The 12,470-nt window shown below is 65.5% G+C and carries 9 protein-coding genes; 6 read left to right on the forward strand and 3 right to left on the reverse strand.

Features of this window, described 5'->3' with window-relative positions; all coding sequences use genetic code 11:
* Positions 1–62 precede the first annotated feature (62 nt).
* The 6 genes from ACQ6S1_RS06880 (at position 63) to ACQ6S1_RS06905 (ending at position 7,426) form a co-directional block, all read left to right on the forward strand.
* Positions 63–1,121, forward strand: a complete 1,059-nt coding sequence (locus ACQ6S1_RS06880) for a FecCD family ABC transporter permease (RefSeq protein WP_445040449.1) — start codon at positions 63–65, stop codon at positions 1,119–1,121.
* Entirely contained in the window at positions 1,121–1,912 is a 792-nt protein-coding gene (locus tag ACQ6S1_RS06885; protein ID WP_445040450.1) for an ABC transporter ATP-binding protein, read from the forward strand. Before ACQ6S1_RS06880 ends, ACQ6S1_RS06885 begins: the two co-directional genes overlap by 1 nt.
* A gap of 74 nt (positions 1,913–1,986) precedes the next feature.
* A complete protein-coding gene (locus ACQ6S1_RS06890) occupies positions 1,987–2,856 on the forward strand; it encodes a helix-turn-helix transcriptional regulator (RefSeq protein WP_445040451.1) in 870 nt (289 codons plus the stop codon).
* Positions 2,857–3,016: 160 nt separating this feature from the next.
* Entirely contained in the window at positions 3,017–5,260 is a 2,244-nt protein-coding gene (locus ACQ6S1_RS06895) for a TonB-dependent siderophore receptor (RefSeq protein WP_445040452.1), read from the forward strand.
* Between the two features lie 16 nt (positions 5,261–5,276).
* Positions 5,277–6,368 (forward strand): TroA family protein, encoded by a 1,092-nt coding sequence (locus ACQ6S1_RS06900; RefSeq protein ID WP_445040453.1) that lies wholly within the window; start codon positions 5,277–5,279, stop codon positions 6,366–6,368.
* Complete coding sequence (locus tag ACQ6S1_RS06905; protein ID WP_445040454.1) at positions 6,368–7,426, forward strand: DUF2218 domain-containing protein; 1,059 nt, start codon at positions 6,368–6,370, stop codon at positions 7,424–7,426. Before ACQ6S1_RS06900 ends, ACQ6S1_RS06905 begins: the two co-directional genes overlap by 1 nt.
* A 30-nt stretch (positions 7,427–7,456) precedes the next feature.
* On the opposite strand, the gene ACQ6S1_RS06910 is transcribed toward ACQ6S1_RS06905, so the two are convergent.
* The 3 genes from ACQ6S1_RS06910 to ACQ6S1_RS06920 are packed head-to-tail and all read right to left on the reverse strand — an operon-like array spanning position 7,457 to position 12,413.
* Positions 7,457–8,569 carry an ABC transporter permease gene (locus tag ACQ6S1_RS06910; RefSeq protein ID WP_445040455.1) on the reverse strand — a complete coding sequence of 371 codons (1,113 nt, stop codon included), beginning with the start codon at positions 8,567–8,569 and terminating at the stop codon, positions 7,457–7,459.
* Positions 8,570–8,571: 2 nt separating this feature from the next.
* A complete protein-coding gene (gene rbbA, locus ACQ6S1_RS06915; protein WP_445040456.1) occupies positions 8,572–11,346 on the reverse strand; it encodes a ribosome-associated ATPase/putative transporter RbbA in 2,775 nt (924 codons plus the stop codon).
* Complete coding sequence (locus ACQ6S1_RS06920) at positions 11,343–12,413, reverse strand: HlyD family secretion protein (RefSeq protein ID WP_445040457.1); 1,071 nt, start codon at positions 12,411–12,413, stop codon at positions 11,343–11,345. Before ACQ6S1_RS06920 ends, rbbA begins: the two co-directional genes overlap by 4 nt.
* Positions 12,414–12,470: the final 57 nt, after the last annotated feature.

Genomic DNA, 12,470 nt, shown 5'->3' on the forward strand with positions numbered 1-12,470 from the left:
CAGCGGCGAAGCGGCCTATCTAGAGGCTCGCATCCCGATATCCGCCCGCACCGAGCCGCCTTTTGCCCGAAGCCGCACCTGCCTCTGAACAGATCGTCATTGCCTATCGCCGCCTGATATTCCGCCGCGCGTTGATCGTGGCGGCATTGGCGCTGGCCTGCGCGGCGGCCTTCGTTCTGGATCTTGCGACCGGCCCTTCATCGCTTACCGCAGCCGACGTCGTGCGCGGCCTGTTCGCGCCAGAATCGCTCAGTCGGCAGCAGGCGGCCATCATCTGGCAGGTTCGCCTGCCCTCGGCGGTGCTGGCGATCCTGGTCGGCGCAGCCTTGTCGCTGGCCGGCGCGGAGATGCAGACCATCCTCAACAATTCGCTCGCAAGCCCGTTCACGCTCGGGGTGTCGTCCGCGGCGAGTTTCGGTGCGTCTCTCGCCATCGTGCTGGGAATTTCCGTTCCCTTCCTGCCCAACGACTGGATCGTCTCGATCAACGCCTTCATTTGCGCGTTCGGCTCGGTCCTGCTTCTTCAGCTCATGGCGCGCACGCGCGGTGCCGGCGTGGAAACCGTCGTGCTGTTCGGCATCGCCCTCGTCTTCGCCTTCAACGCGATGGTGGCTTTTGTCCAGTTCGTCTCCTCGCAGGAAGCGCTTCAGCAGCTTGTCTTCTGGAGCATGGGCTCGCTCGCCCGGGCCACATGGCCGAACGTGGCTGTTCTGGCGCTCATCTTCCTTGCGACGCTCCCGTTCTCGCTGAGGGCCTCCTGGAGCCTGACGGCGCTGCGCCTCGGCGAGGACCGCGCGCGGAGCTTCGGCATCAACGTCGCCCGGCTGCGCTTCCTGTCCCTGCTGCGGGTCAGCATGCTGGCGGCGACGTCGGTGGCTTTCGCCGGCACGATCGGCTTCATCGGCCTTGTCGGCCCCCACATCGCCCGCCTGATGCTGGGCGAGGATCATCGCTTCCTCCTGCCGGCCAGCGCGCTGACCGGGGCGCTCATCATGTCGCTGGCCTCCGTCGCCAGCAAAACGCTGGTGCCGGGCGTGCTGCTGCCGGTGGGAGTCGTCACCTCCATGATCGGCGTGCCGGTGTTTCTCCTCCTCATCTTCGGACGCCGGGAGCGCGTGTGATGGCGGGCGCTGTCCTGAGGGTGCAGAATCTCTCCACCGGCTACAGCCGCCGCGAAGTTGTGCACGAGCTTTCGCTGCCCGACCTCGAACCCGGCCGCATCCTGTCGCTGCTCGGCCCAAACGCGGCCGGAAAGACCACCTTGCTGCGCGGCCTTGCGGGCCTTCTGCCTGCGCGAGGCTCCATCCGTCTCGGCGGCACCGAGCTGGTCGGCTTGCCGCTCGTCGAGCATGCGAGCCGCGTCACCTACATGCCGCAGAGCTTGCCGCAGCGTGTGGCGCTGACCGTGCTGGAAGCCGTCATCGGCGCGCTGCGGGCCACCCCCACGTCTGGCATCGATATGGGCACAGATGCGATGACGCGCCGCGCCGTGGACGTGCTCGAGCGCATCGGCATCGCCCATCTTGCGATGGAGGGGCTCGACCACCTTTCCGGCGGCCAGCGCCAGCTCGCCTCGCTTGCCCAGGCTCTGGTCCGCAAACCCTCGATCCTGCTGCTGGACGAGCCGACCAGCGCGCTCGATCTCAATTATCAGCTTCGCGTGATGCAGCTTGTCCATGAAGTGGCGCGCGAGACGGGCATGATCGTCATCATGGTGCTGCACGACCTCGCCCTCGCCGCGCGCTGGTCGGACCAGATCGTGCTCATGTCGGCCGGGCGTGTCGCCGCCGCGGGCACGCCGCAAAAGGCCATCACGCCGGCCGTCCTTGCCGAGGTCTACAAGGTGTCGGCTCGCGTCGAGGCCTGTTCGCGCGGTACGCTGCAGATTCTCGTCGACGACGTGCTGCGCTGACATCGGACCTGGTGATGGCGTGGCGCCGTGCCCGACCTCGAAAAGGTGGTGACTGAAACCCGTCAAGGACCGCCATGCCAAGCCAGCCCCACACTGTCTCGACCCATCTGGGCGGCGCGATCCTGATCGCGGCCGGCGATACGCTCTACGCCGAACCCGCGCAGGTCACGTCTCCGATCCGCGACGGTGTGCGCCTGCTGGTGGTTCTCAACGGCCAGATGAGCCTCGGGTTGGAAGGCCAGACGCCGATCGACATTCAGGGGCCGTCGGTCATCGCCGTGATCAGCGATGGCGAGATCGCGCGCGACCAGGTGTTCCGCGAAGGCCAGCCGTTCCGCTACGTGCTGATCCAGATCGACCGTGGGCTGATCCGGCGTGAGCACGGAGCCGACCCCGCCGACATCGTCCGGGCATCGTCTCCGATTGTCGATCTGCCGAGGATCGTCATCGGCATCCGGCCGGCCGATCCGGCCAGCGAAGCGGTGGCCGCCCAGATCCTGGCGTGCCCGGAGGGGCGCGACCACGATCTCTATCGCTTCGGAAAGGCACTGGAACTGAGCTCGCTGGTGCTCGACGGATTCGATGCCGCCCGCAGCCAATCCAGCAGCCGGCGCCTTCCCCCGGCCGACGCCGACCGCATCCGCCATGCGCGCGACCTGATGATGGGTTCGATCGACACGCCGCCGGACATCGCTGCCCTGGCAGTCCAGATCGGCATGAATGCCGGCAAGCTGAACCGCGGCTTCCGGATACTTTACGGCACGACGCCCTATGCCTTTCTTCAGGAGCATCGGCTCCAGACCGCCTATCGCATGCTGGCGGGCGGACACCAGAATGTGGGCCAGGTCGCGGGCGCGGTGGGCTATACGCAGGCGCATTTCGCGACCCTGTTCGGCCGCAGGTTCGGCATGCCGCCCAGCGCGCTCTTGCCGAAAAACTTCTAGAAGTGTTCAAGACTAGTCAGAGTAGATCGAAACATCTCTAATATTTCACGAAAAACAAAGACGATATCGCGAATACGGGCGACGTTGCTGCGGCCTTTCCTCACAGTCTAGAGAGCCCTCGGGTTTATGGTGGGGCGCGCCCTCTGGCGCGGATTGAACGATGTTTGCGAACGGCTCCGGACTTCTCGTGGTGCTCAGGCGGGGCTTGCTCGCCGGCATTTCGCTGGCGGTGATCGCCGTTCCGGCCCTCGCCCAGCAGGCCGGCGAGATCCAGCTCGACGCCATCGTGGTCGAGGGGCAGGGTCGGGGCGCCGGCAATGGCGGTAATGGGGAGCGCGCCACCGGCCCGGTTCAAGGCTTCGTGGCAACGCGCAGCGCGACCGGCACGAAGACCGACACGCCCATCACCGAGACGCCGCAATCGATTTCCGTGGTGGCGCAGGACCAGATCGAAACGCTCGCCGCGCAGAACCCCAGCGAGGCGCTGCGCTACACCGCCGGCGTGCAGGTGGAGCGCTTCGGCGCCGACCCGCGCTATGACTGGATCAAGATTCGCGGCATCGACGTCCCGGCCTATCTCGACGGATTGCTGCTGCCGAACAGCACCTATGCCACGCCGCGCTACGAGCCGTTCGGCGTCGAGCGCGTGGAAGTGCTCAAGGGACCGGCCTCCATCCTCTACGGCCAGTCCCCGCCCGGCGGCCTCGTCAATTTCGTCAGCAAGCGCCCGCTGGAGGAGACGCAGCGCGAGGTGCGCTTCCAGGTCGGCAGCCATGACCGCTTCCAGGGCGCGTTCGACTTCACCGGCGCGATGAACGATGACAAGAGCCTGCTCTATCGCATCGTCGGGCTGGGCCGCCTGTCCGACACCGAGGTCGACTTCGTCAATGACGACCGGCTCTTCATCGCGCCGAGCTTCACCTGGAAGCCGAGCGACAGCACCTCGCTGACCTTCCTGTCGCACTACATCAAGGACGACGCCAAGTCCCTGCAATTCCTGCCGTCGCAGGGGACGCTGACGCCGAACCCGAACGGCAAGATTCCGCGCAACCGCTTTCTCGGCGAGCCCGGCTTCGACGATTTCGAGCGTGAAGAATTCGGCGTCGGATACGAGTTCGAGCACAGCTTCTCCGACGCGTTGAAGGTGCGCCAGAACCTCCGCTACACGGAGGTTGACGTGAACCTGCCGGTGGTGCGCGGTTTTGGGTTCGCAGCCTGCAATCCGAATGCGACGTCGCCCGCTCCCGGCAATTGCCGCAACGTCACGCGCCGGGCGGTGATCTTCGACGACAAGATCGACGCCTTCACGGTCGACAACCAGCTTCTGTGGCAAACGACGACCGGCCCGGTCGAGCATCAATTCCTTGCCGGCGTCGACGTGCGTGACCTGCGGTCGCAATTCGCCACCAGCAACGCCGCCATAAATACGCCCTTCGACATCTTCAATCCGGTCTACGGCGCTGTCGATCCGGCACCGGGCGTGACCGGCGATGTCAGCCAGCATATCCTCCAGACCGGCGTCTACCTGCAGGATCAGATCCGGTTCGACCGCTTCATCCTGATGCTCAGCGGACGCCATGACTGGGTGGACAACCGCTTCACGAACGAACTGAATGGCGCAAGGACCGAACAGGACGACAGCGAGTTCACCGGACGCGCGGGCCTCGTGGTCGAACTCGACCATGGCATCTCGCCCTATGTCAGTTACTCGACCTCGTTCCAGCCCACCGTCAACATCGGCTTCTCGGGCGGCGTTTCGGGCCCGGTCGTCATCAATGGCGAGCCGTTCGAGCCTACCAAGGGCGAGCAGATCGAAGGCGGTGTGAAATATGCGCCGCCCGGCACGAACAGCCTGTTCACGGCCTCGATCTTCAAACTGAAGCAGGACAATCTGGTGGTCGGGACCGGCACCACGACCAGCCAGGTCGGCGAAGTCGAGATCAACGGCGTCGAGTTCGAGGCCAAGATCTCCTTCTTCCGGGGCTGGGACGTGCTGGCGTCGTACTCCTATCTCGACGCCGAGATCGTGCGCGGCCTTCAGGGAGCCGTCGATGTCTCGGGCAATGACCTGCCCGTCACGCCGGAGCATCAGGCTGCTTTGTTTGCCGGCTACACCTGGGATGGCGGTCCCCTGGCCGGGCTGATGCTTGGCGGCGGCGTGCGCTATTTCGGCGATCACACCGGCAACACGCTCAACAACATCGACATCCCGTCCTACACCCTGTTTGACGCGGTGGCGCGCTATGACCTCGCGCATCTCGACAACCGCCTGAAGGGCGCGACCGTCTCGATCAACGCCAGCAATCTGTTCGACAAGGATTACGTGGCGACCTGCGGTGACGTGAACACCTGCTATTACGGCAATGGCCGCACGGTGCTGGGCACGGTGAGCTATCGCTGGTGAGCGCATGAACGGCAATATGAGCACGCACGCCCTGTCGCGGCGCGAGGCGCTCACGCTTTGCGGCGCTGCGGCCGCGGCAGCGTTGATGCCGGCCCGCGCATTCGCGGCTCCGCCTCGGCTGCTGCTGGGCGACGGGCATCTCCTGCTCGCGCTCGCTCTGGTGCACCCGGACCCCGTCAGCCTCATCGCAGGCTGGCAGGGCGATCTGGCCCTGCACAGCCCGCAGATCCTCGACGCCTACAAGGCCCGGTTCCCGGCGTTGGGCGATGTGCCGCAGATGGGCCGTGCGAGCCCGGACAGCTTTTCGGCGGAACTGGCGCTGGCAAGCGGCGCCGACCTTGCCATCTTCGCCGGCTGCTATGGGCCCGGCCCGCAATCCACGACGCTGATCGATCGGCTGAAGGGCGCGGGCATGAAGGTGCTGTTCGTCGACTTCTTCCGCGATCCGCTGAAGAACACCGCCGACAGCATGCGCCGCATCGGCGCGGCGCTGGGCGGCGACGCCGTGCGCAAGGCGGACGCGTTTGCGAGCTTCCACGAGGACAGGCTGCGCCGTATCTCCGACCGGCTGAAGACGGTCGAGAAACGGCCCTCGTTGATGCTGCAATCCATGGCCGGCGCGACGGGGTGGACCTGCTGCTGGCTGCCGGGTTCGGCAGGCCTCGGCCGCTTCGTCGAATTCGCCGGCGGCAGCAATATCGGGGCCGGCCTTCTGCGCGACGTGCCCTGGGTGCAGGCCAGCAAGGAATATGTGCTGTCACGCGAGATCGACCTGTTCGTGGCGACCGGCGGGCCACATCTGCGCGGCAAGCCCGGCCTGATCATCGGACCGGGTGTCGGCGCCGAGGAAGCCCGCGCCACGCTGGAGCAGGCCGTGATGCGCTCAGGCGTGGCGGAGATCGACGCCATCCGGAACGGCCGGGTGTTCGGCTTCTGGCATCTGTTCCACGCCACGCCGATCAACGTGGTTGCCGTAGAAGCCCTGGCGCGCTGGATCCACCCTGACGTGTTCCCCGACGTGGACCCAGAAGCCACGCTTGCGGAAATCAACGAGCGCTTCCTGGCGATCCCCCTTCCCGGCCGCTTCACCATCGCGCTCGGATCGTGATGAGCCCGCCTGAATTGTTCGTTGCGGAAGCGCGGCCTGCCTGCACGCTGCCAGACGGCATCATCGCCGACATCTGCGAGCATCTTGAGGAGCACGACGCGCGCACGCGGGTCGGCGCCGGCGAGGCCGAAGCGAACTTTCCGCAAGGGAGCATCCGCTTGCGACGCGAGCAGGACGGCTTCGCGATCGACGTCGAAGCCACGACGTTGGGCGATATGCTGGAATTGCGGGAGATCGCGGCCTCGCACTTCCTCGAATTCAGCCGGATGCCTGCCGAAGACCTGGTCTGGCACGGGCATGGAGGCGAAGCGAAGCATCCCCCCTATTTTCGCCTGATGACGGTGCGGCGAGCCGAAATGATCGCGCCACGCATGCGGCGCATCACCTTGGCGGGAGACGACCTCGCGCGCTACGATTCCGTCTCCAATCTTCATGTGAAGCTGTTGCTGCCACCCGATCCGGCTGCGCCGGAATGGCCCTTGATGAGGCCTAGCGGGCTCGTCGATTGGCCCGCCGGGCCGAACAAGCCGGCCGTGCGCAAATACACGATCCGCAGGATCGATCCGCGAGCGGGTGAGATCGACATCGATTTCGTGCTGCACGAGGATGCAGGTCCCGGATCACGCTTCGGCGCTTGTGCCGCGCCGGGCGACACGGTGGGCATGATCGGGCCCGGCGGCCGAGCAGCGCACAAGGCCGATTACACCGTCCTGATGGGTGACGAGACGGCGCTGCCGGCCATCGCGCGGATCTTGAGCCTGCTTCCGCCGCAATCCCGGGGCCTCGCATGCATCGAGATCGATACGGCGTCGGATCGTGTTCCGATGGAAGCGCCGCCGAACGTCGAACTTCACTGGATCTACCGGCAATCCGGGCACAGCCTGATAAGCGTGGCCCGACACATCGCCTTGCCGCAGGGCGATCACATGTCGGTCTGGGTCGGCTGCGAGTTCCAGGCGTTCAAGGCGCTGCGCCGCTTCTTCCGCAAGGACCTGCTAATCCCGGCTGATCGGCAATTGATCGTGTCCTATTGGCGCCGGGGCGCCGAGGCCGACTAGCGGGAGGATGTCGCGGGGTATCCCTCCCGGTCACCGGAGGAAGGCGCGGAACCGCTTCAGCGACACCGCGAACAGGACCGCGCCGATCACCAGCAACGCCGCCAATTGCGGGAAGACCACGTCAAGGCCCGCACCACGAAACAGCACGGCCTGCCCCAGCATGACGAAATGCGTGTTGGGCGCCGCGAGCATGATCGTCTGGACCAGTTCCGGCATGCTTTCACGCGGGGTCTGCGCGCCCGACAACATCTGGAGGGGCAGCAGCACCAGCATCAGCAGCAGGCCGAACTGAGGCATTGAGCCGGCCATTGTCGCCAGGAAGATACCGAGCGATGTCGTGGCGAAGAGATGGAGGGCGGCGCCGAGCAGAAACAACAGGAGGGAGCCCTGGATCGGAATATGGAGCAGCCCCTGAGCGACGACGACGAGCGAGAACGCCGAGGCGACCAGCACGACGAGCCCCATGGACCAGACCTTGCCGATCATGATTTCCAGCGGCGTGACCGGCATCACGAGCAGATGCTCGATGGTGCCGTGCTCCTTTTCGCGGATCAGCGCGGCTCCGGCGAGCACGATCGAAAGCATGGTGATGCTGTTGATGATGCTCGTGATGGCGCTGAACCAGCCCTTGTTGAGCGCGGCATTGAAACGGGACCGCAGATTGAGTTCGACCGGCAATTCGGTCTTTGCCCGGTAGCGCTGGAGGAATTCGTTCACCTCCCCGGTCACGATGTTCTGGACATAGCCCCCGCCGCTGAAGGCCTGGCTCATGCGCGTCGCATCGACGTTCAGCTGGATGACCGGCGATTTTCCCGCGAGCAGATCGCGCTGGAAGTTCGGCGGGATATCCAGCGCGAATGTGTCCAGACCGCTGTCCATCCGCCGGTCCATTTCGGCGGCGCTGATCATTGCGGGTTTCGTGAAATAGGGCAGGTAGAAGGACGTCGCGATCCGGCCGGACAGCGGGGATTGATCCTCGTCCACGATCGCGATGGTCGCGCGGTTGAGGGTCTCCGGCGCGGAGGTGACGGATGTGTAGACGGAGAACGTGAAGGAAAACACGATCAGCACCAGCATCACGGGGTCGCGCAGCAAGCCCCTCAATTCCTTGATGCCAAGCTGGACGATGTTCGAGGACAGCATCGTCACGTTTCCTGCTTTTTCAGCAGCAGCACGCCGATGCCGAGCAGAACGGGGATCGCCAACGCGAGCGGCAGCAGCGCCCCGGTCAGATCCCAGAAGCCGAGCCCCTTGGAGAACACGCCGCGCGACGCCGTCATGAAGTGCGTCGTCGGATAGATCCGGGCGATGACCGCCCCGACACCCTCCAGCGACGACACCGGATCGGTCAGGCCCGAGAACTGGATGGCCGGTAGCAGCGTGATGAGCGACGTCGCGAAGACGGCGGCGATCTGGCTTTTCATGAAGGACGAAATGACCAGGCCCAGGGCAGTCGTGGCCGCCACGTAAAGAAGGCCCGCCAACGCGAAGACCGCGAAGCTGCCGGTGAAGGGCACCTGAAAGATGAAGATCGCGGACGCCGTCATCAGGGCGAAGTTCATCGCCGCGAGCGCGATATAAGGAAGCTGCTTGCCGACCAGGAATTCCAGCTTCGTGACAGGCGTCACGTAAAGGTTGGTGATCGAGCCCAGTTCCTTCTCACGAACCACGCTGAGCGTCGCCAGCATCGAGGGGATGAGAAGCAGCAGCAGCGGGATCACCGCCGGCACCATCGCAACGAGGCTCTTCACGTCGGGATTGTAGCGATAGCGAAGTTCGAGGCCGAACCCGCCCTCGCTCGCCGTCCGGCCCAGCGCCTCACGGCTTTTCGTCGCCATCCACGCGCCATGCATTCCCTGCACATAACCGCTGACGGTTTCGGCGCGTTGAGGGTTGGAGCCGTCGATCCACGCTCCGATCTGCGCAGCATCGCCGCGCAGGACGTCACGTCCGAAGCCGGGAGGGATTTCGAGGGCGAGGTTCAACTCGCCGTTCCGCATGCGCCGGTCCATGTCGTCGTAATCGGTGATGGGCGCCTTCTCGATGAAATAGCGGGAGCCGGAGATTTGAAGCACGTAATCGCGGCTGATCGTGGAATCGTCGCGGTCGAGCACGGCGAAGGTCAGATCCTTGACGTCCATGTTGATGCCGAAGCCCATCACGAACATCAGGATGACGGTGCCGATAACCGCAAGCGTCGCGCGGATGGGATCGCGACGAAGCTCCAGGGCTTCGCGCCTTGTGTAGCTCAGCACGCGCCGCAGATCGAAATGGCGGCGGATGTTCGGCGCCCTGTGCCCTTCGGCCGTGGGGGTGGGGGCGGGGACCGACGGCGCACCCGCCTCCCGGATTGGCGAAGCCTGCGGCGCCGCGGCCTCCCCGATCGCATCTTCGAGATAGGCGATGAAGGCTTCGTCCAGCGTCGCGCTTCCACGCTTCGCGATGATTGCCTTCGGTGTGTCGCTGACCAGAACCTTGCCCGCGTGCATCAGCGATATGCGATCGCACAGCTCGGCTTCGTTCATGAAATGGGTCGAGACGAAAATCGTCACGCCGTCCTTACGCGAAAGATCGGCCAAGATCTCCCAGAAGCCATCCCGCGCCACGGGGTCCACGCCGGAGGTCGGCTCGTCGAGGATGAGGATGTCGGGCGCGTGGATCATCGCCACCGCAAGCGACAGACGCTGGCGCACACCGAGCGGCAGCGATTCAGGCAGGGCGTCCATCACCTCGGTCAGATCGAAGCGCCGCGCCATCTCTTCGATCCGTGCGGGGATCGTGGCCTCGTCGAGCTTGAACAGCCGGGCATGGAGGTCGAAGTTCTGCCGGACGGTCAGTTCTCCATAGAGGGAGAAAGCCTGGCTCATGTAACCGACGCGCCGGCGCACCGCCATGTCATTGGGGTCGACCTCGCTTCCGAACAGCTTGGCCGTGCCCTCGCTGGCGGGGAGAAGGCCCGTCAGCATCTTCATGGTCGTGGTCTTGCCGCAGCCATTGGAGCCGAGGAAACCGAAGATCTCGCCCCGCGGGATCGCGAAGCTCACATTGTCGACGGCGGTAAAGCTGCCGAAGCGCATGGTGAGGTTGTGCGCCTCGATGGCATAGCCATCGCCCGTATCCGTGCGGGCCGGAGGCATCGTCAGCGTGCGGTGTCCCTGCCGGGCCTCCTCGGGAAGAAGCGCGACGAAGGCAGCGTCGAGATTGTCCGTGCCGGTTTGCCGGAGAAGCTCCTCATTGGTGCCCGTGGCAAGGATCTTGCCAGCGTTCATGGCCACCAGCCAGTCGAAACCGGCGGCCTCCTCCATATAGGCCGTGGCGACGATCACGCTCATCGACGGCCGGTCGACCCGGATGCGGTCGATGAGTTCCCAGAACTGCCGGCGCGACAACGGATCGACGCCCGTCGTCGGCTCGTCGAGGATGAGGAGGTCGGGATCGTGAATCAGCGCGCAGCACAGGCCGAGCTTCTGCTTCATGCCGCCGGAGAGCTTGCCGGCCGGCCGATCCGGAAACGGGGCGAGGCCGGTGCTTTCGAGAAGATCGGCGATGCGGGCTTCCCGCTCGGCGCGATCCTGCCCGAACAGCCGGCCGAAGAAATCGACGTTCTCGAAGATCGACAGGGTCGGATACAGATTCTTGCCCAGCCCCTGCGGCATGTAGGCGATCCGGGGACAGACGTCCCGGCGGTGCGCGGCGTCACGCATGTCTCCGCCGAGAACCTGCAGAGCCCCTTCCTGCAGAGCCCGCGCACCGGAGATCAACGACAGCAGGCTGGACTTGCCCACGCCATCCGGCCCGATCAGCCCGATCATGCGGCCCGACGGAACGTCGAGCGCGATATCGTCCAGGGCCGTCGTCCGGCCGTAGGCCAGCCTGATCCCATCGAAGCTGACAACCGGGGAAGACGCGGCCCCGCTCATTTCACCAGGTTCGCCTCAAGGAAATCGGGCCATTCGGTCTCCGCGTCGAGCTTGACGTAAGCCATGCCCGGAAGCCCGGTTTTGACCTGCTGGATATGCTTCCTGAGGAGATCGGGATCGAGGCGGGCGCGCACCCGGAACATCAGCTTGAGCCGCTCCTCCTCCGTCTCGACCGTCTTTGGCGTGAACTGGGCGACATCGGCAACGAACGACACCCGCGCCGGAATGACAGCCTGGGGCGCGGCATCGAGCACCAGCCGCACCTCCGCACCGAGCGCCACGCGGCCGGCCTGCTGCGTCGGCAGGAAGAACGTCATGTAGACGTCCGTGCTGTCGACCATGTTGAGCGCGCGGCCGCCGCTGGCCAGAACCTCGCCGGGCTGGGCGACGCGATACTGGATGCGCCCGTCCTGGGGTGCGACGAGCGTGCTGTCGGCGATATCGGCGTCGAGGCTTTCGATGGCCGCCTTCGCCGCTTCCACCGAAGCCTCCGCATCGACCACCTGGGCCCTTGCGGCTCCGATGGCCGCTTCGGACGCGGCGAGGGAGGCGTGCCCGGCCGCGAGATTTGCCTTGGCGCCTCTTTGCGCGGCGCGGTGATCGTCCAAAATCTGCTGGGATACGGCGTTCGTGCGGATGAGCTGCTCCGAGCGGGCCAGCCGGCCCTCGGCGGCCTCGAGCTCCGCCTCGCGCTGCTCGATGACCGCCTGCGCTGAGGCGCGCTCGGCTTCCCGCTGCGTCACGAGGCTTCTGGCCGTCTCTATGGCAATCTCGGAACGTCGCTGCTGGGCTTCGGCCTCGCGCTTGCGGGCGACGAGCTGGGTGACGTCCATCTGTGCGAGCGTCTGCCCCGCGGTGACGAAATCACCCTCGCGGACGAGAATATCCTTGAGGCGCCCGGCGGTCTTGGCCGCGATATCGATCTCGACGGCCTCGATGCGGCCATTGCCGCTCGCGACGCTGTCGGGCAGGCCCGGATTGGCGACACGCTGCCAGAGCAGGTAGACGGCGAAGGCCGCGAGGGCAATCGCTCCGACGATCAGCCATCTCTTGCCATCGGTCTTCATCGGGCCACCTCACGAAGGATTCCATCAGGATGCCGAGAACATCTTCAGGAATCGCGG

Source organism: Terrihabitans aquatilis, from assembly GCF_052542005.1.

Bases quoted from the DNA above. Each gene is read 5' to 3' on its own strand.
- rbbA (WP_445040456.1), bottom strand. From the start codon at position 11,346: ATGAGCGGGGCCGCGTCTTCCCCGGTTGTCAGCTTCGATGGGATCAGG.
- ACQ6S1_RS06895 (WP_445040452.1), top strand. From the start codon at position 3,017: ATGTTTGCGAACGGCTCCGGACTTCTCGTGGTGCTCAGGCGGGGCTTG.
- ACQ6S1_RS06920 (WP_445040457.1), bottom strand. From the start codon at position 12,413: ATGAAGACCGATGGCAAGAGATGGCTGATCGTCGGAGCGATTGCCCTC.
- ACQ6S1_RS06890 (WP_445040451.1), top strand. From the start codon at position 1,987: ATGCCAAGCCAGCCCCACACTGTCTCGACCCATCTGGGCGGCGCGATC.
- ACQ6S1_RS06910 (WP_445040455.1), bottom strand. From the start codon at position 8,569: ATGCTGTCCTCGAACATCGTCCAGCTTGGCATCAAGGAATTGAGGGGC.
- ACQ6S1_RS06905 (WP_445040454.1), top strand. From the start codon at position 6,368: ATGAGCCCGCCTGAATTGTTCGTTGCGGAAGCGCGGCCTGCCTGCACG.
- ACQ6S1_RS06885 (WP_445040450.1), top strand. From the start codon at position 1,121: ATGGCGGGCGCTGTCCTGAGGGTGCAGAATCTCTCCACCGGCTACAGC.
- ACQ6S1_RS06900 (WP_445040453.1), top strand. From the start codon at position 5,277: ATGAGCACGCACGCCCTGTCGCGGCGCGAGGCGCTCACGCTTTGCGGC.